Annotated in this window: 15 protein-coding genes; 9 read left to right on the top strand and 6 right to left on the bottom strand. The window is 56.0% G+C overall.

Annotated features, from left to right (window positions below):
• Positions 1-215 precede the first annotated feature (215 nt).
• Positions 216-1,730, top strand: a complete 1,515-nt coding sequence (locus tag FFS28_RS11255) for a DUF3300 domain-containing protein (RefSeq protein ID WP_137849575.1) — start codon at positions 216-218, stop codon at positions 1,728-1,730.
• 10 nt (positions 1,731-1,740) lie between these two features.
• Positions 1,741-2,532 (top strand): DUF2950 family protein, encoded by a 792-nt coding sequence (locus FFS28_RS11260; RefSeq protein ID WP_137849760.1) that lies wholly within the window; start codon positions 1,741-1,743, stop codon positions 2,530-2,532.
• Between the two features lie 83 nt (positions 2,533-2,615).
• Here the strand turns inward: FFS28_RS11260 and lpdA are convergent, their stop codons facing one another.
• The 4 genes from lpdA to pdhR all read right to left on the bottom strand — a co-directional run bounded on the left by lpdA (position 2,616) and on the right by pdhR (position 9,653).
• Positions 2,616-4,040, bottom strand: coding sequence for a dihydrolipoyl dehydrogenase (gene lpdA / locus FFS28_RS11265; RefSeq protein ID WP_042319244.1), 1,425 nt, complete (start codon positions 4,038-4,040; stop codon positions 2,616-2,618).
• 175 nt (positions 4,041-4,215) lie between these two features.
• Positions 4,216-6,093, bottom strand: a complete 1,878-nt coding sequence (gene aceF / locus FFS28_RS11270) for a pyruvate dehydrogenase complex dihydrolipoyllysine-residue acetyltransferase (protein WP_137849576.1) — start codon at positions 6,091-6,093, stop codon at positions 4,216-4,218.
• 14 nt (positions 6,094-6,107) lie between these two features.
• On the bottom strand, positions 6,108-8,771 hold the full coding sequence (aceE, locus tag FFS28_RS11275; RefSeq protein WP_137849577.1) for a pyruvate dehydrogenase (acetyl-transferring), homodimeric type: 2,664 nt from the start codon (positions 8,769-8,771) through the stop codon (positions 6,108-6,110).
• Between the two features lie 117 nt (positions 8,772-8,888).
• A complete protein-coding gene (gene pdhR, locus FFS28_RS11280; RefSeq protein ID WP_006173806.1) occupies positions 8,889-9,653 on the bottom strand; it encodes a pyruvate dehydrogenase complex transcriptional repressor PdhR in 765 nt (254 codons plus the stop codon).
• Positions 9,654-10,190: 537 nt separating this feature from the next.
• On the opposite strand from pdhR, the gene aroP reads away from it, so the two are divergent.
• The 3 genes from aroP (at position 10,191) to FFS28_RS11295 (ending at position 14,092) form a co-directional block, all read left to right on the top strand.
• A complete protein-coding gene (aroP, locus tag FFS28_RS11285) occupies positions 10,191-11,561 on the top strand; it encodes an aromatic amino acid transporter AroP (protein ID WP_006173808.1) in 1,371 nt (456 codons plus the stop codon).
• Between the two features lie 164 nt (positions 11,562-11,725).
• On the top strand, positions 11,726-13,123 hold the full coding sequence (locus FFS28_RS11290) for a glycoside-pentoside-hexuronide (GPH):cation symporter (RefSeq protein ID WP_006173810.1): 1,398 nt from the start codon (positions 11,726-11,728) through the stop codon (positions 13,121-13,123).
• Between the two features lie 18 nt (positions 13,124-13,141).
• Positions 13,142-14,092, top strand: a complete 951-nt coding sequence (locus FFS28_RS11295; RefSeq protein WP_137849578.1) for a glycoside hydrolase family 43 protein — start codon at positions 13,142-13,144, stop codon at positions 14,090-14,092.
• An 18-nt stretch (positions 14,093-14,110) separates the two neighbouring features.
• Here the strand turns inward: FFS28_RS11295 and ampE are convergent, their stop codons facing one another.
• Together ampE and ampD are read right to left on the bottom strand one after the other, a co-directional pair.
• On the bottom strand, positions 14,111-14,965 hold the full coding sequence (gene ampE / locus FFS28_RS11300; protein WP_006173813.1) for a beta-lactamase regulator AmpE: 855 nt from the start codon (positions 14,963-14,965) through the stop codon (positions 14,111-14,113).
• Positions 14,962-15,525: a 1,6-anhydro-N-acetylmuramyl-L-alanine amidase AmpD gene (gene ampD / locus FFS28_RS11305; RefSeq protein ID WP_006173815.1), complete on the bottom strand. Its 564-nt coding sequence runs from the start codon at positions 15,523-15,525 to the stop codon at positions 14,962-14,964. The genes ampE and ampD overlap by 4 nt, the downstream gene beginning before the upstream one ends.
• Before the next feature lie 87 nt (positions 15,526-15,612).
• Here ampD and nadC point away from each other — a divergent pair, with 87 nt between their 5' ends.
• From nadC to hofC, 4 genes are all read left to right on the top strand, one after another.
• Positions 15,613-16,506: a carboxylating nicotinate-nucleotide diphosphorylase gene (gene nadC / locus FFS28_RS11310; protein WP_137849579.1), complete on the top strand. Its 894-nt coding sequence runs from the start codon at positions 15,613-15,615 to the stop codon at positions 16,504-16,506.
• Between the two features lie 175 nt (positions 16,507-16,681).
• Positions 16,682-17,119, top strand: a complete 438-nt coding sequence (gene ppdD, locus FFS28_RS11315) for a prepilin peptidase-dependent pilin (protein WP_058609685.1) — start codon at positions 16,682-16,684, stop codon at positions 17,117-17,119.
• 12 nt (positions 17,120-17,131) lie between these two features.
• Positions 17,132-18,514, top strand: coding sequence for a type II secretion system protein GspE (gene gspE, locus FFS28_RS11320; RefSeq protein ID WP_137849580.1), 1,383 nt, complete (start codon positions 17,132-17,134; stop codon positions 18,512-18,514).
• A complete protein-coding gene (gene hofC, locus FFS28_RS11325; protein ID WP_137849581.1) occupies positions 18,504-19,700 on the top strand; it encodes a protein transport protein HofC in 1,197 nt (398 codons plus the stop codon). Before gspE ends, hofC begins: the two co-directional genes overlap by 11 nt.
• The last annotated feature ends 9 nt before the right edge of the window (positions 19,701-19,709 follow it).

Below are 19,709 nucleotides of genomic sequence, written 5' to 3' on the forward strand. Positions count from 1 at the left end.
AAAAACCGCCTGAAAGCGGTGAGTTTGTTGCCTGGCGGTGGCTGGCAGGTTTGCGGCAGGTGCATGTACAGAATTGTGTAATAAATACTCACACTCTTTATCCGGACCTTCTGGTGAATTCCCAACAATCGTCAAAACTGTAAAAGACGGGTGAATAATACTCGCGGCAATTGCAACGCCTGAGGGCATTGCGCTGGTCTCGTCGGAGTCACTATATGAAGTTGCCCTATAAGCCACATCTGCTTGTTCTTCTGTGCAGTACCGGGTTATTCGCCGCCTCTGGCGTGATGTTTGTTAAAAGCCGCGCGACAGAAACGCCGGTCTCCCCTGCGCCTGTCGCGCAACAACCCGTCACCCCAACTGCTCAGCCCGCGCCGGTCCTTGCCCCAACTTATACGGCGGCTCAGATCGATCAGTGGACGGCGCCCATTGCGCTCTACCCCGATGCGCTGCTTTCGCAAATCCTGATGGCCTCAACCTACCCTTCAAACGTCATCCAGGCCGCGCAGTGGTCACAGGACAATCCAAAATTGCAGGGCGACGCTGCCATCCAGGCCGTCTCCGGCCAGCCGTGGGATGCCAGCGTAAAATCGCTGGTTGCCTTTCCACAGCTGATGACGCTGATGGGCGGTAACCCGGAGTGGGTGCAAAATTTAGGGAATGCGTTTCTGGCTCAGCCGAAGGACGTCATGGACTCCGTGCAGCGTCTTCGCGCGCTGGCGCAGCAAACCGGCGCGCTGCAATCGACCCCTCAACAGACGGTGACCACGGTTAAAAAAGCCGCGCCCGCCAAAAGTACCACCGCAACGGTCGCCGCCGTGCCTGCAAGCGAGACGGTGATAAAGATTGAGCCCGCCGATCCGCAGGTAGTGTATGTACCCACCTATAACCCAACGACCGTCTACGGCACCTGGCCAAACGCCAGCTATCCGCCGGTTTATCTCCCCCCGTCTCCCGGCGAGCAGTTCACCAACAGCTTTGTCAAAGGGTTCGGCTATAGCCTCGGCGTGGCTACTACCTATGCGCTGTTCAGCAATATCGACTGGGACGATGACGACGATCACCACCACCACGATGATGATTATTATCACCATGACGGATACTCGCATAACGGCGATAACATCAATATCAACGTCAATAATTTCAATAAAATAACTGGCGAGCACCGCACGGATAACAATATGGTGTGGCAGCACAACCCGGCGTATCGCAACGGGGTGCCCTATACCAACAGCCAGCTTGCCAGCCGGTTCCATCCGACGTCGACCCCCACCGGTTTGAGCGCGACGCAGCATCAGCCGGTTAACCGCGACAGTCAGCGTCAGGCGGCATTGGCGCAGGTGCAAAAATCGACCGGGAAATCGCTGTCGCAACTGCAGCATCCCGTCACCCGAAACGTGCATGACCCCGCCTCCGCCCAGCAGCTAAGGCAGATCACTCAACGCAATAACTACCGGGGCTACGACGGGATAAAGCCGCACGCGCAGCAGGCAAATACCCACGCCCTTCAGGATCGCCTGCAGACCGAGCGACGCGCGCAAAGCCAGCATCCTCAGCGTTACGCCAACGCCCTGAGCGGCAACGACAGCCGTTCTCCGAGCTGGCAGGCGCAGCAGCAGCGTGGGCTGCAAAGCCGTCAGCGAGCGTCACTGAGCGATGAACAGCGTGCCAGCCTCAGACAACAGGCGTCTGAACGCCACTCTGAACACCGAGAATTCCGCCACCGTTAAGGACATCATGATGAAAAAACAACTGATTGGCGGCGTACTGTTGCTTATGGTATCCACCTTCGCCCTGGCCCAACAGAATTTCACGACGCCGGGACAGGCAACGGACGCCCTGACAAAAGCCATCAGCGAGCAAAACGAGGAGGCACTCAACAGCCTGCTCGGCGATAACTGGCGTGATTACCTGCCGCCTGAGGGCGTTGACCCTGAAGCCGTGGCGCGTTTTTTACGCGACTGGAAGATAAGCCATCACGTCGCCATTAACGGCAATACCGCCCATCTCTACGTTGGGGAAAACGGCTGGCAGCTGCCTATACCCGTCGTGAAAAAATCCGACGGCTGGCAGTTTGATATGCAAAAAGCCGCCGACGAGATCCAGACGCGTGAAATCGGGCGCAACGAGCTTGCGGCAATTGAAGCATTACACGCCTATGTGGACGCGCAGCAGAGCTATTTTGCGCTGAATCAGCATTACGCCGAAAAAATCGTCAGCGCTGAAGGAAAAAAAGATGGTCTGTACTGGCCCGTCTCGCCGGGCGAAGCGCCCAGCCCGCTCGGACCGGCATTTAGCCCGCAAGAGCCTGGCGCCGGTTATCACGGCTATCGTTTCCGGATCCTGCCCGAGAAGTCTGGCTTTGCGATGATCGCCTGGCCGGTGCGTTACGGTCAGACAGGCGTGATGAGCTTTATGATTAATCAGGATGACAGGGTTTATCAGGCCGATCTCGGCAGTGCGTCCGGCCAAAAAGCAGAGGGTGTAACCTCCTTCCACCCGGATAAAAGCTGGGAAGCCGTCGCGCCATAAATCCTTTGCGTGGCGCGCTGGCTCAACACGGCAAAAGCAAAAAAAAACGCCTCCGAAGAGGCGTTTATCAGCAATAAAGAAACTTATTTCTTCTTCGCTTTGGCGTTTGGCAGGTCGGTGATGCTACCTTCAAACACTTCTGCCGCCAGACCCACAGACTCGTGCAGAGTCGGGTGCGCGTGGATGGTCAGCGCGATGTCTTCAGCATCACAGCCCATTTCGATCGCCAGGCCGATTTCGCCCAGCAGCTCGCCGCCGTTGGTCCCGACAATCGCACCACCGATAACACGGTGTGATTCTTTGTCGAAGATAAGCTTGGTCATACCGTCTGCGCAGTCAGAGGCGATAGCACGGCCAGAAGCAGCCCACGGGAAGGTGGCGGTTTCGTAGCTGATGCCTTTCTCTTTCGCTTCTTTCTCGGTCAGACCCACCCAGGCAACTTCTGGCTCGGTGTAGGCGATAGATGGGATCACTTTCGGATCGAAGTAGTGCTTCATGCCCGCGATAACTTCAGCGGCAACGTGACCTTCGTGAACACCTTTGTGTGCCAGCATTGGCTGACCAACGATATCACCGATAGCAAAGATGTGTGGCACGTTGGTGCGCAGCTGCTTGTCAACGCGGATGAAGCCACGGTCGTCCACTTCCACGCCGGCTTTGCCTGCGTCGAGGTTTTTACCGTTCGGCACACGGCCGATAGCCACCAGTACGGCGTCGTAACGCTGTGGTTCTGCAGGGGCTTTTTTGCCTTCCATGGAAACGTAAATACCGTCTTCTTTCGCTTCAACGGCAGTCACTTTGGTTTCCAGCATCAGGTTGAACTTCTTGCTGATGCGCTTGGTGAAGACTTTAACGATGTCTTTGTCAGCAGCCGGGATAACCTGGTCGAACATTTCAACCACGTCAATGTCTGAACCCAGCGCGTGGTACACGGTACCCATTTCCAGACCGATGATACCGCCACCCATGACCAGCAGACGCTTAGGAACGGTTTTCAGCTCCAGCGCATCGGTGGAATCCCATACGCGTGGGTCTTCATGTGGAATGAACGGCAGTTCGATCGGACGGGAGCCCGCCGCGATGATCGCGTTGTCGAAGTTGATCACGGTTTTGCCGTTTTCACCTTCCACTTCCAGGGTGTTCGCCCCGGTGAATTTACCCAGACCATTAACCACTTTCACTTTACGGCCTTTGGCCATACCTGCCAGACCGCCGGTCAGCTGAGTGATAACTTTCTCTTTCCAGGTACGAATTTTGTCGATATCGGTTTTCGGCTCGCCGAAGACGATACCGTGTTCAGCCAGCGCTTTGGCTTCTTCGATAACTTTCGCTACGTGCAGCAGCGCTTTAGAAGGGATACAGCCGACGTTCAGACAAACACCGCCGAGGGTGTTGTAACGTTCTACGATGACGGTTTCCAGACCTAAATCCGCGGCGCGGAATGCTGCGGAATAACCTGCCGGGCCTGCCCCAAGTACTACGACCTGAGTTTTGATTTCTGTGCTCATCATGACCTCTTAATTTATACCCGTCGTCCACCGGGTCGTTCTATCCGCCCGTATTTTACAAAATTGTTAACAATTTTGAAACAACAAACGGCTCATGAATTCTCGCTTTCGCCAATAACCTCACTGACATCACAAGGTTACCAGAAAAAAGCCGGCCGTCTGGCCGGCTTTTCGATTACATCACCAGGCGGCGAATGTCGCTCAGGGTGTTGTTGATGATGGTGATGAAACGCGCACCATCTGCACCGTCGATGACGCGGTGGTCGAAGGAGAGAGAGATTGGCATCATCAGACGCGGCACAAACTCTTTACCATTCCACACCGGCTCCATCGCGGACTTGGACACACCGAGGATGGCCACTTCCGGCGCGTTCACAATCGGTGCGAAGTGGGTCGTACCCAGGCCGCCGATGCTGGAGATAGTGAAGCAGCCGCCCTGCATTTCGCCGGCAGTCAGCTTACCATCACGCGCTTTTTTGGAGATGGTGGTCAGTTCACGGGACAGCTCGGTAATGCTCTTCTTGTTCACGTCTTTGAAGACCGGAACAACCAGACCATTTGGCGTATCAACCGCAACACCGATGTTGATGTATTTCTTCAGCGTCAGCTTCTGGCCGTCTTCGGACAGGGAGCTGTTGAAACGTGGCATCTGTTCCAGCGCCGCCGCAACCGCTTTCATGATGAAGACCACTGGGGTGAATTTCACGTCCAGTTTACGCTTCTCAGCTTCGGCGTTCTGCTGTTTACGGAACGCTTCCAGATCGGTGATATCGGTCTTATCGAAGTGCGTAACGTGCGGGATCATCACCCAGTTACGGCTCAGGTTAGCACCAGAAATTTTCTGGATACGGCCCAGTTCCACTTCTTCGATTTCGCCGAACTTGCTGAAGTCCACTTTTGGCCATGGCAGCATGCCCGGGATACCGCCGCCAGCGGCTGCAGCAGGTGCAGCTTCGGCGCGTTTCACCGCGTCTTTCACGTAGGTCTGAACGTCTTCACGCAGGATACGACCTTTACGACCGGTCCCTTTCACTTTCGCCAGGTTCACACCGAACTCGCGCGCCAGGCGACGAATCAGCGGTGTTGCGTGGACGTAAGCATCGTTTTCAGCGAACTCAGATTTGCCTTCCGCTTTTGCAGCAGGGGCAGCAGCAGGTTTAGCCTGAGCCGGTGCAGCAGCCGGAGCTGGAGCAGCCGCGGCAGCCGGAGCGGCCGCAGGCGCAGCGCCTTCTACTTCAAAGACCATGATCAGAGAACCGGTAGACACTTTGTCGCCAGTGCTGATTTTGATCTCTTTAACGGTACCGGCGAACGGCGCAGGAACTTCCATGGAAGCCTTGTCGCCTTCAACGGTGATCAGTGACTGTTCAGCGGCAACTTTGTCGCCCACTTTGACCATCACTTCGGTCACTTCAACTTCGTCACCGCCGATATCCGGTACGTTAACGTCTTTCGCACCGCCAGCCGCTGCTGGTGCAGCCGCCTGGGCCGGAGCCGCCGCGCCTTCAGCGCCAGCCACTTCAAAGACCATGATCAGGGAGCCGGTAGACACTTTGTCACCGGTGTTGATTTTGATCTCTTTAACGGTACCTGCGAACGGCGCAGGGACTTCCATAGAGGCTTTGTCGCCTTCTACGGTGATCAGGGACTGTTCAGCCGTAACGGTATCGCCCACTTTCACCAGGATTTCAGTGACTTCAACTTCGTCACCGCCGATGTCAGGCACGTTAACGTCTTTCGCTGCCGCAGCAGCAGGTGCTGCAGCCGGAGCGGCTTCTTTCTTCTCTTCTGCCTTAGCAGGTGCAGCATCAGCTGCACCGTCGGCGGAATCGAAAATCATGATCAGTTTGCCCGTCTCGGTTTTATCGCCAACAGAGACTTTGATCTCTTTAACGATGCCAGCCTGAGGAGACGGAACTTCCATAGAGGCTTTGTCGCCCTCTACGGTGATCAGCGACTGTTCAGCTTCAACTTTGTCGCCCACTTTGACCAGGATCTCGGTGATTTCAACTTCATCAGCCCCGATGTCCGGTACATTGATTTCGATAGCCATTATTCTTTTACCTCTTACGCCAGACGCGGGTTAACTTTTTCTGCATCGATGTTGAATTTGGTAATTGCATCCGCAACCACTTTCTTATCGATTTCGCCACGTTTAGCCAGTTCGCCCAGAGCTGCTACAACCACGTAAGAAGCATCAACTTCGAAGTGGTGACGCAGGTTTTCGCGGCTGTCAGAACGACCGAAGCCGTCAGTACCCAGAACGCGATAATCATCCGCTGGAACGTAAGTACGAACCTGCTCAGCGAACAGTTTCATATAGTCAGTAGACGCCACCGCTGGCGCGTCGTTCATCACCTGAGCGATGTACGGAACGCGTGGGGTTTCCATTGGGTGCAGCATGTTCCAGCGCTCACAATCCTGGCCATCACGCGCCAGTTCAGTGAAGGAAGTCACAGAGTACACATCGGAACCCACACCGTAGTCTTTCGCCAGGATCTGTGCTGCTTCACGGACGTGACGCAGGATAGAGCCGGAGCCCAGCAGCTGAACTTTACCTTTGCTACCTTCGAGGGTTTCGAGTTTGTAGATACCTTTACGGATACCTTCCTCGGCACCTGCTGGCATAGCCGGCATGTGGTAGTTTTCGTTCAGCGTGGTGATGTAGTAGTAAATGTTCTCTTGTGCTTCACCGTACATACGGGTCAGACCGTCGTGCATGATGACAGCCACTTCGTACGCGTAAGACGGGTCGTAAGAGATACAGTTAGGGATAGTCAGCGACTGAATGTGGCTGTGACCATCTTCGTGCTGCAGGCCTTCACCGTTCAGGGTCGTACGACCAGAAGTACCACCGACCAGGAAGCCGCGAGCCTGTTGGTCGCCCGCCTGCCAGCACAGGTCACCGATACGCTGGAAACCGAACATGGAGTAGTAGATGTAGAACGGGATCATCGGCAGGTTGTTGGTGCTGTAAGAGGTCGCAGCAGCCAGCCAGGACGCGCCTGCACCCAGCTCGTTGATACCTTCCTGCAGGATCTGGCCTTTCTCGTCTTCTTTGTAGTATGCAACCTGCTCACGGTCCTGCGGGGTGTACTGCTGGCCGTTCGGGCTGTAGATACCGATCTGACGGAACAGACCTTCCATACCGAAAGTACGCGCTTCGTCGGCGATGATTGGAACCAGACGATCTTTGATCGACTTGTTCTTCAGCATCACGTTCAGGGCACGCACGAAAGCGATGGTGGTGGAGATCTCTTTGTTCTGCTCTTCCAGCAGCTGAGAGAAGTCTTCCAGCGCTGGCAGTTCCAGTTTCTCGGTGAACTTAGGCTGACGAGCAGGCAGGTAGCCTTTCAGCGCCTGACGACGTTCGTGCAGGTACTTGTGCTCTTCAGAGCCTTCCGGGAAGGTGATGTAAGACAGGTTTTCTACCTGCTCATCGGTCACTGGAACGTTGAAACGGTCGCGGATATAACGCACGCCGTCCATGTTCATTTTCTTCACCTGGTGAGCGATGTTTTTACCTTCTGCGGTATCACCCATGCCGTAACCTTTGATGGTGTGGGCCAGGATTACAGTCGCTTTACCTTTGGTTTCCTGCGCTTTTTTCAGTGCCGCGTAGACTTTCTTCGGATCGTGACCACCACGGTTCAGCGCCCAGATCTGCTCATCAGTCCAGTCTGCAACCAGTGCGGCGGTTTCAGGGTATTTGCCGAAGAAGTGCTCACGCACGTAGGCACCGTCTTTGGATTTGAAGGTCTGGTAGTCGCCGTCAACGGTTTCGTTCATCAGCTGGATCAGTTTACCGCTGGTGTCTTTACGCAGCAGCTCATCCCAACGACCGCCCCACATCACTTTAATCACGTTCCAGCCAGCACCCGCGAAGATGCCTTCCAGTTCGTTGATGATCTTGCCGTTGCCGGTTACCGGACCATCCAGACGCTGCAGGTTACAGTTGATGATGAAGCACAGGTTGTCCAGTTTCTCACGGGTCGCGATGGTGATCGCACCCTTAGATTCTGGCTCATCCATTTCGCCGTCGCCCAGGAAGGCGTAAACGGTTTGTTCAGAGGTGTCTTTCAGTCCACGGTGTTCCAGATATTTCAGGAATTTAGCCTGATAAATCGCACCGATTGGACCCAGCCCCATAGATACGGTTGGGAACTGCCAGAATTCTGGCATCAGTTTAGGGTGCGGATAAGAAGACAGACCTTTACCGTGAACTTCCTGACGGAAGTTGTTCATCTGCTCTTCAGTCAGACGGCCTTCCAGGAACGCACGCGCGTAGATGCCCGGAGAGATGTGGCCCTGGAAGTACACCAGATCGCCGCCGTCTTTCTCGTTGGCCGCACGGAAGAAGTGGTTGAAGCACACTTCATAAACGGTTGCAGAAGACTGGAAGGACGCCATGTGGCCACCCAGTTCCAGGTCTTTTTTGGACGCGCGCAGAACGGTCATGATGGCGTTCCAGCGGATAGCAGAACGAATACGACGTTCCAGATCCAGATTGCCCGGGTATTCCGGTTCGTCTTCGACGGCAATCGTGTTTACGTAGTTGTTAGCCCCTGCACCTGCAGCAACCTTCACACCGCCTTTGCGGGCTTCTGAAAGCAGCTGATCAATCAGATACTGAGCGCGCTCAACACCTTCTTCACGGATGACCGATTCGATCGCCTGTAGCCAGTCGCGAGTTTCGATCGGATCCACGTCATTTTGGAGACGTTCTGACATGGGGGTATTCCTTATCTAATACGTTGATTTGTCTGGAACCTGTCCCATTGTATTTTCGCCAGAAAACACAATAAGACAGGTTCTGCGTTTAGTTGCCGCGCTCTAAAATGTCGGCGCTTAATCCTTTCGTTGCTGTATGCGGCGAAGTGAGCGTTCACGACGTGATTGCTCACGGCTGCGGTCCAGCAAGATTTCCTCAATGAAAGCCAGGTGACGGTGCGACGCTTCGCGCGCCTGCTCCGGTTCCCCGGCCATTATCGCCTCGAATACTCGGGTGCGATGGTTGCTTACCAGTGGGAGCATTTCCCGACGGGCATACAACAATTCAAAATTCTGACGAACGTTCTGGGCCAGCATCGGCTCCATGCAGCGTAGCAGATGGAGGAGCACCACGTTGTGTGCTGCTTCGGTGACGGCAATTTGATACTGGACTACGGCGCTGGACTCGGCGTCTAAATCGCCGGACTGCTGTGCCCGTTCAATGGCCTGATGCAGCTCGCGGATACGCACGCGATCTTCATCAGTGCTGCGAAGCGCGGCGTAATAGGCCGCGATGCCTTCCAGCGCGTGACGGGTCTCAAGCAGATCAAACTGGGATTCTGGGTGGTCAGAGAGAAGTTCTACCAGCGGGTCGCTGAAGCTCTGCCACAGGCTGTTTTGCACAAAGGTTCCGCCGCCCTGACGACGAAGGAGCAAGCCCTTTGCTTCGAGACGTTGAATCGCCTCACGCAGAGAGGGACGGGAAACGTCGAACTGTTTTGCCAGCTCGCGTTCTGGCGGAAGTTTTTCACCCGGGCGCAGTGTCCCTTCGAGGATCAAAAACTCCAGCTGTTGCTCAATCACATCGGATAATTTTGGTTGGCGAATTTTGCTGTAGGCCATATTCCCTGTCTTACGCCTTTTTGCCCGGAGTCAATTGGTCTTACCAATTTCATGTTCGTATCGCTAAAGTAACAAAGTATTCACCTTCTGTCCATATTGGTTTTGATTGAAATCAGTAAAGCCTGCACTTTTTAACAACCTTACAGAAATAACGTTTCAGAAATGTAACTTTGCACAAATGAGTTGATTACCCACAAAGAGGCAGTTTTAACCTTAATGAAACGAGGGTTTTTACAATCTGAAGCGATTCAACAAGGCAAATCATGAAAATTCGCCCCCTTATGGAGCATTTCTATTCTATAGGTTGGGAGACGAAGGGTTAGCACGCAGATTTACAAATGCTTTCTTTTTATTCAAGTCGTCATCGTCCCTTCATAAAGCAGGTGCATTCGCGGGCGCTTACCACTATTCTTGCGCTTACGGAAGTCATCTCCGATTTTTTCGGCATCGTTAGCCGTAAAGAAATAAATACAGAACATGGACTTTCATAATTACACACGCACAGCGTGAACATAACAACCACACACGAGGTTTCAAATGGAAGCTCAACAGCATGGCGATCAGCTCAAGCGCGGCCTTAAAAACCGCCATATACAGCTCATCGCATTGGGTGGTGCCATTGGTACCGGCCTGTTTCTGGGAAGCGCATCGGTTATTCAGTCAGCCGGACCGGGCATTATTTTGGGTTACGCCATCGCAGGGTTCATTGCCTTTCTGATTATGCGCCAGCTCGGTGAAATGGTCGTTGAAGAGCCGGTTGCAGGCTCGTTCAGCCACTTTGCTTATAAATACTGGGGCAGCTTTGCGGGCTTCGCCTCCGGCTGGAACTACTGGGTGCTGTACGTTCTGGTTGCCATGGCCGAACTGACCGCCGTCGGCAAGTACATTCAGTTCTGGTACCCGGAGATCCCCACCTGGGCTTCCGCCGCCGCGTTCTTCGTCATCATTAACGCCATCAACCTGACCAACGTGAAAGTGTTCGGTGAGATGGAGTTCTGGTTTGCAATCATCAAAGTCATTGCCGTTGTGGCGATGATTATCTTCGGCGGCTGGCTGCTGTTCAGCGGCAACGGCGGCCCACAGGCGACGGTGCGCAATCTCTGGGAGCAGGGCGGCTTCCTGCCGCACGGCATGACCGGCCTGGTGATGATGATGGCGATCATTATGTTCTCCTTCGGCGGCCTGGAACTGGTAGGCATCACTGCCGCAGAAGCCGATAACCCGGAGCAGAGCATTCCGAAAGCGACCAACCAGGTTATCTACCGTATTCTGATCTTCTACGTAGGCTCGCTGGCCGTGCTGCTCTCCCTGCTGCCCTGGACGCGCGTCACGGCGGACACCAGCCCGTTCGTTCTGATCTTCCACGAGCTGGGCGATACCTTTGTGGCGAACGCGCTGAACGTCGTGGTACTGACCGCCGCGCTGTCCGTGTATAACAGCTGCGTTTACTGCAACAGCCGTATGCTGTTTGGCCTGGCACAGCAGGGCAATGCCCCGAAAGCGCTGCTCAACGTCGACAAGCGTGGCGTACCGGTGAACACCATTATTGTTTCAGCCGTGGTCACTGCGCTGTGCGTGCTCATCAACTACCTGGCACCGGAATCGGCCTTTGGCCTGCTGATGGCGCTGGTGGTTTCTGCCCTGGTCATCAACTGGGCAATGATCAGCCTTGCGCACATCAAATTCCGCCGCGCCAAGCAGCAGCAGGGCGTCACCACACGCTTCCCTGCCCTGCTCTACCCGCTGGGTAACTGGGTTTGCCTGCTGTTCATGGCGGCCGTACTGGTCATCATGCTGATTACCCCAGGCATGGCGATTTCCGTGTACCTGATCCCGGTCTGGATTGCGATCCTCGGCGTGGGCTATATGGTTAAGCAGAAAAATGCCAAAACGGTAAAAGCGCACTGATCCGCCTCCTCTGCGCCTGCCTCTAACGGGCGCAGAGGATTGTTACCTTCCTCACAGATTCACATCCACAGCCATTTTATCCATATCACCGCCTCTATGTTGCAACGCATATATCGCCTCGTCGGCGTTTAATTCTCTCCATACCGCAACCCGGAGAGCTGTCGATGGATAACAATAAACTGTCAGTGAAAGAGAAGATCGGCTATGGGATGGGCGACGCAGGATGTAACATCATCTTCGGCGCTATCATGCTGTTTGTTAACTATTTCTATACGGATATTTTTGGTCTTGCCCCCGCGCTGGTCGGCGTTCTGCTGCTGTCCGTGCGCGTCATTGACGCCGTAACAGACCCAATAATGGGCGCCATTGCTGACCGTACCCGCAGCAAATATGGCCGTTTTCGTCCATGGCTGCTGTGGATTGCCTTCCCCTATGCGCTATTCAGCATCCTGATGTTCACCACCCCGGAGTGGAGTTACAACAGCAAAGTTATCTATGCGTTTGTGACCTATTTCCTGCTGTCCCTGACCTACACCGCCATTAACATTCCCTACTGCTCGCTGGGTGGCGTGATCACCAACGACCCAAAAGAGCGCGTGGCCTGTCAGTCCTACCGTTTTGTGATGGTCGGTATCGCGACTCTGCTGCTGTCGCTGACGCTGCTCCCGATGGCCGACTGGTTTGGCGGGGATAACAAAGCCAAAGGCTACCAGATGGCGATGACCGTGCTGGCGCTCATCGGAACCTGTATGTTCCTGTTCAGCTTCTCTACCGTACGGGAGCGCGTGCGTCCGGCGGTCCAGACCCATGACGAGCTTAAAAACGACCTTAAGGACGTGTGGAAAAACGATCAGTGGGTGCGCATCCTGCTGCTGACCCTGTGCAACGTCTGCCCCGGTTTTATCCGCATGGCGGCGACAATGTATTACGTTACCTGGGTGATGGGTCAAAGCACCCACTTCGCCACGATCTTTATCAGCCTGGGCGTAGTGGGCATGATGATCGGCAGTATGCTGGCGAAAGTACTGACCGACCGCTGGTGTAAGCTGAAAGTGTTCTTCTGGACCAATATCGTGCTGGCGATTTTCTCCTGCGCGTTCTACTTCTTCGATCCGAAAGCGACCGTCGCCATCGTGGTGCTCTACTTCCTGCTGAACATCCTGCATCAGATCCCGTCGCCGCTGCACTGGTCGCTGATGGCCGACGTCGATGACTACGGCGAATGGAAAACCGGTAAACGCATCACCGGGATCAGCTTCTCCGGCAATATCTTCTTCCTCAAGCTGGGGCTGGCGATTGCCGGGGCGATGGTCGGTTTCCTGCTCTCCTGGTACGGTTACGACGCCGGCGCGAAAGCGCAAAGCGCGGATGCCCTCAACGGGATTGTGCTGCTGTTTACCGTGATCCCAGGCGTGGGGTATCTCATTACCGCAGGCGTGGTTCGCCTGCTGAAGGTCGATCGTGAAACCATGAAGCAGATCCAGGAAGACCTGGAGAAGCGTCGCAATAACTACCGCGAGCTGAACGATTATCAGGAACTCAAAGCCGCTGAGACGAAATGACGAAATAAGGAAAGCCGAATGCAAACCTGGCCCAACCCGTTTATCGAACAACGAGCCGATCCCTATATTTTGCATCATGAGGGGCAATACTATTTTATTGCCTCAGTGCCAGAGTACGACAGGCTGGCGATCCGCCGCGCTGACACGCTGGAAGGGTTACGCAGCGCCGACGAGGTTGTCGTGTGGCGTAAACCCGATACCGGACCGATGAGCCAGCTGATCTGGGCACCGGAGCTGCATCACATTGACGGGAAGTGGTACATCTATTTTGCTGCCACGCACACCCAGGCGCTGGATAATCTCGGGATGTTCCAGCACCGCATGTTCGCGATTGAATGCGCCGACCGCGATCCGCTAACCGGCTCATGGGTGGAAAAAGGGCAAATCAACACGCCTTTTGACACCTTCGCGCTGGATGCCACCACCTTTGTTCATCAGGGCAAACGCTGGTATCTGTGGGCGCAAAAAGCCCCGGATATCTCCGGAAACTCCAATCTCTATCTCTGTGAAATGGAAAACCCGTGGACGCTGAAAGGCGAGCCGGTGATGCTCAGCAAACCGGAATACGACTGGGAGTGCCGTGGATTCTGGGTTAACGAAGGTCCGGCGGTACTGATGCACGGCGACAGGCTGTTTATCAGCTACTCCGCCAGCGCTACCGATGAAAACTACTGCATGGGGCTGTTGTGGATTGATGTTGATGCCGATCCGCAAAACCCGGCGAACTGGCATAAAGCCTCGCGCCCGGTATTCCGGACCAGCTATGAAAATCGTCAGTATGGCCCGGGCCACAACAGCTTTACGCAAACGCCGGAGGGGGAAGACGTGCTGGTGTACCACGCGCGAAACTACACCGAGATTGAGGGCGATCCGCTGTACGATCCGAATCGCCATACCCGCCTGAAACAGGTCCGCTGGGACGAAAACGGGATGCCTGATTTTGGCATCCCGCCTGCGGACACGCTCTGATCGGTACGGCGCGCTGGCTTAAACCAGCGTGCCGTAAATGGTCAGCAGCGCTACAATCACCACCACCACGAACGAGGTTTTCTTCGCCATAGAAACGGCGGCTTTCGGCGTTTCGACTTTATCGGTATGCGGTTCACGCGCCAGCGAGAATTGCGCCAGACGCGTTAACACGTGGTACTGCGAAGTATGACGGTCGGCAAGTGAGGCAAACCACGCCGGCAGCGCCTTTTCGCCGTGGCCGATCAACGCATACACCACGCCCACTAAGCGCACCGGGATCCAGTCGAGCACATGGAGAATGGCATCAATCCCCGACAGCAGGCGCTCGTGCGGCGTCAGGTAGCGGGCAAGCCAGGTTTGCCAGGCGCGCAGGAACGCATACCCCATCAACAGTACCGGCCCCCACGGGCCACCCACCACAAACCAGAACAGCGGCGCCAGATAGTAGCGGAAGTTAATCCACAGCAGCGCGTTTTGCAGCTCGCGCAGGAACTCGCGCTCGTTACAATCCGGCGGCACGCCGTGGATCATCGTCAGCTCGCTTGCCATGGCGCTACGCGCATGAACGTCATCGCGGGATGCGGCCTTAAGATAGGCGTGATAGTGCAAACGCACTTTGCCCGCGCCGATACACAGCACGCCCAGCAGGATCCACACCACCAGCAAGGGTACGTTGAAAAACAGGCCGTAAAGGGCGCGCAGCAGCAGGAAGGTAATGCCCATCACGCAGGCCATCATCAGCAGCGTGCGCAGCATGGAAAAGTGTTTGATACGGCGGAAAAGCACTTCCAGTCGATGATCCAGGTGCCAGTGCTCGCCAAGTTTAAACAGGCGTTCGGCGATCATAACCAGCAGCATGGTAAACAACGTCATGTTATCTCCTTATCTGACGACGCGGTAAGCATGGCGCGAAACCGGGACCAGTCGAATGCCGGGCCGGGGTCGGTTTTTCTCACGGGAGCGATGTCGCTGTGCCCCGCGATATTCTCGGCAAGGGCAGGATACAGCCCGATAAGCGCCTCAGTGACAGCGACCAGCTGTTGGTACTGTGCGTCCGTGTAAGGCGTCGTATCCGTCCCTTCCAGCTCAATACCAATCGAGAAATCGTTGCAGCGCTCGCGCCCCTGGTACATCGACACGCCCGCATGCCAGGCGCGCTTATCAAAAGGAACATACTGAACCACTTCGCCATCGCGACGAATCAGACAGTGAGCCGATACGCGCAGATGGGCAATTTCAGCAAAGTATGGGTGCGCATCAGGATCAATCGTTCCCGTGAATAACGCGTCGATCCACGGGCCGCCAAACTCACCCGGCGGAAGGCTGATATTATGAACCACCAGCAGTGTGGGCGTTTCGTCCTCCGGGCGGCTGTCGTGGTGCGGCGAAGGCACATGCCGCGCATCCACCAGCCATCCGTTTTCTAACAGCATGCTGGAACTCCTTATGTGTGGTGCAGTTTCTCGGTTCAGAGTAGCATGTTTCAATATTATGATTCGTTACCAATTTGGAGTTTTATCATGCCGCCTCGCCGCTATAACCCCGACCATCGACGTGACGCGCTTCTGGAACGTATTAACAGCGATATTCCGGCAAGCGTTGCCCAGGCTTTAAAAGAGGACCTGGGCGGCGACGTGAATGCCGATAACGATATTACCGCACAATTATTGCCGAAAGAGACACGCTCGCACGCGGTGATCATCACCCGTGAAGAGGGCGTATTCTGCGGTAAACGCTGGGTTGAAGAGGTCTTCACCCAGCTTGCGGGCGACGAAGTGAAAGTTACCTGGCATGTTAACGACGGCGATACCCTTATCCCCAATCAACCGCTGTTCGAACTTGATGGCCCCTCCCGCCTGCTGCTGACCGGTGAGCGCACCGCGCTTAACTTTGTCCAGACGCTTTCCGGCGTCGCCAGTGAAGTTCGCCGCTACGTTGACCTGCTGGCCGGCACGCGCACGCAGCTGCTGGACACGCGCAAAACCCTGCCGGGCCTGCGCACCGCCCTGAAATACGCCGTGCTCTGCGGCGGCGGCACGAACCACCGTCTGGGCTTATCCGACGCCTTCCTGATCAAAGAGAACCACATTATTGCCTCTGGCTCGGTACGCCAGGCCGTGGAGAAAGCCTTCTGGCTGCACCCGGACGTGCCGGTCGAGGTGGAAGTCGAAACCCTTGAAGAGCTGGAGCAGGCCATTAAGGCGGGCGCAGATATCATCATGCTCGATAACTTCGAGACGGAGCAAATGCGCGAGGCGGTAAAACTCACTAAAGGACAGGCGCGGCTTGAGGTGTCTGGCAACGTGACCTTCGATACCATCCGCGAGTTCGCCGAAACCGGCGTGGATTACATCTCCGTGGGTGCGCTGACCAAACACGTACGTGCCCTCGATCTCTCGATGCGCTTCAAATAATACGTCCTCCCCTCTCGACCCGGAGAGGGGAAAATAGAACCCCGCTCGCAAAGATAATGCCCTGGTGTGCAACAACGCATTAAATCCCTGAAAGCCTCTTCCCGTTCCTTTTTTTGCCCCTCGTCTGTCTTCTCGCCTGCTGACAAAGTAGCGCCACCTAATCTGAGGAGCAGATATGAACAGACAACACGGATTTACGCTCATTGAGCTGATGGTGGTCATTGGCATTATTGCCATCCTGAGCGCCATTGGTGTACCCGCCTACCAGAACTACCTGCGAAAAGCCGCGCTCACCGATATGCTGCAAACCTTCGTTCCCTACCGCACCGCCATTGAGCTGTGCGCGCTGGATCACGGGGGTGTGGAGCGCTGCGACGCGGGCAGCAACGGCATTCCTTCCGCCACCACGACGCGCTATGTCTCTGCCATGAGCGTCGCGTCAGGCATTGTGACGTTAACCGGCCAGGAGAGTCTGAACGGGCTTGAAGTGGTGATGACGCCGCAGTGGAACGAGGGCAACGGCATGACGGGCTGGAAGCGCGACTGCAATATCGCTGACGACAGCGCCCTGAAGCAGGCCTGCGAAGACGTCTTCCGCTTCGATGATCATTGACAGGAGCCGAGGATGAATACCGAACAACTCACGGCGCTCTGTCAGCGCCACCATGCCCTGCTGTTGACCAGCGACGACGATATGATTGGCATTGCGGTGGTTGGCAATCCCGGGATGGAACTGATGGAGGCGTTACGCTTCGCGACGCAAAAGCGCATCGATATTGAATGCTGGACCGCCGAGCGCATGGAAAAGCAGCGGCAGTTCGCCTCGCCTTCTCCACTGCCAGCGGTTCCCGCCGCCCGTACTGCGGTGGATGCCCTGAATAATACGCTGCGCGAGGCGCTAAGCCAGCGCGCCTCGGATATTCATATCGAACCGTCAGAACACGCCTGCCAGATCCGTTTACGTATCGACGGCGTGCTTTGCCCACAGCCGCCGCTTGCGCCCGCGCTGGCGAACACGCTCATCGCCCGGCTAAAGGTCCTGGGAGATTTGGATATTGCCGAGCGCCGTCTGCCACAGGACGGACAATTTACGGTCGAGCTGGCAGAGAAGCCCGTCTCTTTTCGTATCGCCACCCTTCCGTGCAGCGGCGGAGAAAAAATCGTCCTGCGCCTGCTGCATCAGGTCCAGCAGGCGCTGGACGTGGGTCAACTTGGGATGAGTGCGGATCAGCTCGCGCGCTTCACCGATGCCCTGCACAAACCACAGGGGCTGATTTTGGTCACCGGACCTACCGGCAGTGGCAAAACCGTCACGCTCTACAGCGCGCTGCAGGCACGTAACGCGCCTGAGGTGAATATTTGCAGCGTGGAGGACCCCATTGAAATTCCGCTCGCCGGGTTAAACCAGACGCAAATCAACCCGCGTGCGGGCTTAACCTTTCAGAGCGTGCTGCGGGCGCTGCTGCGCCAGGATCCGGACATCATCATGGTGGGGGAGATCCGCGATGGCGAAACGGCGGAAATTGCCATCAATGCCGCCCAAACCGGACACCTGGTTCTGTCCACGCTCCACACCAACTCAACGGCAGAAACGCTTGTCCGTCTGCAACAAATCGGGGTTGCGCGCTGGACGATCTCCTCCGCCCTCTCGCTGGTTGTAGCTCAACGGCTGGTTCGCCGCCTGTGCCCACACTGCCGGAAAGAGGCGAGCAGCAAAACGGAATTACCCCGCTCGGTGTGGCCCCGGCCACTGCCGCGCTGGCTGCCCTCAGGCTGCGATCGCTGCTATCACGGTTTTTATGGCCGCGTGGCTATTTTTGAAGTGCTGGCGATAGACAATGCGTTGCGTCAGGCAATCGCCAGCGGCGCAACGAGTGACATTATAAATGAGAGCGCCCGTCAGGCGGGTATGCTGTCGCTGTTTGAACACGGCTGCCTGGCCGTGGAGCAAGGGCTCACGACCGTCGAAGAGCTTCTGCGCGTGCTGGGAATGCCTGATGACTGCTAATCAGCTGTGGCAATGGCGGGCGCTGTCACACGACGGTGAACTGCAGCAAGGAACGCTGTGGGCGCAAAACCGCGAGGCGGCGTTTGCCACATTAATGCATAAAAACCTGCATCCGCTGGCGCTCAAGCGCCGCAGGTTACGCCAGCGCTGGCAGATCGATCACTGCTACGCTATTTTCCAGCAGCTCGCCACGCTGCTACAGGCGGGTCTGACCCTGTCGCGCAGCCTGGCGATGCTGGCACAGCAGCACCCTTTGCCGCAATGGCAGGCGTTACTGCAGGCCATTGCCGATGACCTCAGCGAAGGGTGTGCCTTCTCTGAGGCCCTAAAACAGTGGCCCGAGGTGTTTCCTCCGCTGTATGTCGCGATGGTCAAAACGGGCGAGCTCACGGGTAAGCTGGAGACCTGCTGCCGCCAGCTTGCACAGCAGCAGAAGTCTCAGCAACTTCTGCGCGCAAAGGTGATGAAGGCGCTGCGCTACCCCATCATCATCCTGACGCTGGCCGCAGCGGTGGTACTGGCGATGGTTACGCTGGTCCTGCCGGAGTTCGCCGCCATCTACAGCACATTCAATACGCCGCTCCCCTGGCTGACGCAGAGTGTAATGCGCTTGTCGGCGTTCATTCAGCATCATGCGGTCGTACTGATCGTTCTGTTCATTACCCCTTTTATCGGCGCGTATGGCCTCAGGCGGCATCCTCTATGGCAACAATTCAGCCAGCGTCTGTTGCTGCGTTTGCCGGTCCTGGGTGCGCTGGCACGGGGGCAAAAACTGGGACAGATCTTTACCGTTCTGACGCTGACCCAGCAGGCAGGCATCGCCTTTTTACACGGCATGGAAAGCGCGGCGGAGACCGTTGAAAGCCTGTTCTGGCAAGAGCTACTGACGGGGATCCGTGAAGATGTCGCGCAGGGGTCGCCGGTCTGGTCTGCATTTCAGAAGTCAGGTGTGTTTACGCCCCTGTGCATTCAGCTGGTTCGCACCGGCGAAATCTCGGGCGCGCTCGACGCGATGCTGGCAAACCTGGCACGTCATCATACGGAGCAGACGCTCCAGCAGGCGGACAACCTGGCGGCGCTTCTTGAGCCTTTACTGCTGATCGTGACGGGGGTGATTATCGGGACGCTGGTGGTGGCGATGTACCTGCCGATTTTTCATCTGGGCGATGCGATGAGCGCGGGATAGCGCTGGCGC

Origin of the sequence: Enterobacter sp. 2VL (genome assembly GCF_005503595.1) — a bacterium.
In the GTDB taxonomy this organism is placed as follows: Bacteria; Pseudomonadota; Gammaproteobacteria; order Enterobacterales; family Enterobacteriaceae; genus Enterobacter; species Enterobacter cancerogenus.

Excerpts from the sequence above, each read along its gene's own strand:
- FFS28_RS11255 (WP_137849575.1), top strand. The coding sequence starts at position 216 with ATGAAGTTGCCCTATAAGCCACATCTGCTTGTTCTTCTGTGCAGTACC.
- FFS28_RS11260 (WP_137849760.1), top strand. The coding sequence starts at position 1,741 with ATGAAAAAACAACTGATTGGCGGCGTACTGTTGCTTATGGTATCCACC.
- lpdA (WP_042319244.1), bottom strand. The coding sequence starts at position 4,040 with ATGAGCACAGAAATCAAAACTCAGGTCGTAGTACTTGGGGCAGGCCCG.
- aceF (WP_137849576.1), bottom strand. The coding sequence starts at position 6,093 with ATGGCTATCGAAATCAATGTACCGGACATCGGGGCTGATGAAGTTGAA.
- aceE (WP_137849577.1), bottom strand. The coding sequence starts at position 8,771 with ATGTCAGAACGTCTCCAAAATGACGTGGATCCGATCGAAACTCGCGAC.
- pdhR (WP_006173806.1), bottom strand. The coding sequence starts at position 9,653 with ATGGCCTACAGCAAAATTCGCCAACCAAAATTATCCGATGTGATTGAG.
- aroP (WP_006173808.1), top strand. The coding sequence starts at position 10,191 with ATGGAAGCTCAACAGCATGGCGATCAGCTCAAGCGCGGCCTTAAAAAC.
- FFS28_RS11290 (WP_006173810.1), top strand. The coding sequence starts at position 11,726 with ATGGATAACAATAAACTGTCAGTGAAAGAGAAGATCGGCTATGGGATG.
- FFS28_RS11295 (WP_137849578.1), top strand. The coding sequence starts at position 13,142 with ATGCAAACCTGGCCCAACCCGTTTATCGAACAACGAGCCGATCCCTAT.
- ampE (WP_006173813.1), bottom strand. The coding sequence starts at position 14,965 with ATGACGTTGTTTACCATGCTGCTGGTTATGATCGCCGAACGCCTGTTT.
- ampD (WP_006173815.1), bottom strand. The coding sequence starts at position 15,525 with ATGCTGTTAGAAAACGGATGGCTGGTGGATGCGCGGCATGTGCCTTCG.
- nadC (WP_137849579.1), top strand. The coding sequence starts at position 15,613 with ATGCCGCCTCGCCGCTATAACCCCGACCATCGACGTGACGCGCTTCTG.
- ppdD (WP_058609685.1), top strand. The coding sequence starts at position 16,682 with ATGAACAGACAACACGGATTTACGCTCATTGAGCTGATGGTGGTCATT.
- gspE (WP_137849580.1), top strand. The coding sequence starts at position 17,132 with ATGAATACCGAACAACTCACGGCGCTCTGTCAGCGCCACCATGCCCTG.
- hofC (WP_137849581.1), top strand. The coding sequence starts at position 18,504 with ATGACTGCTAATCAGCTGTGGCAATGGCGGGCGCTGTCACACGACGGT.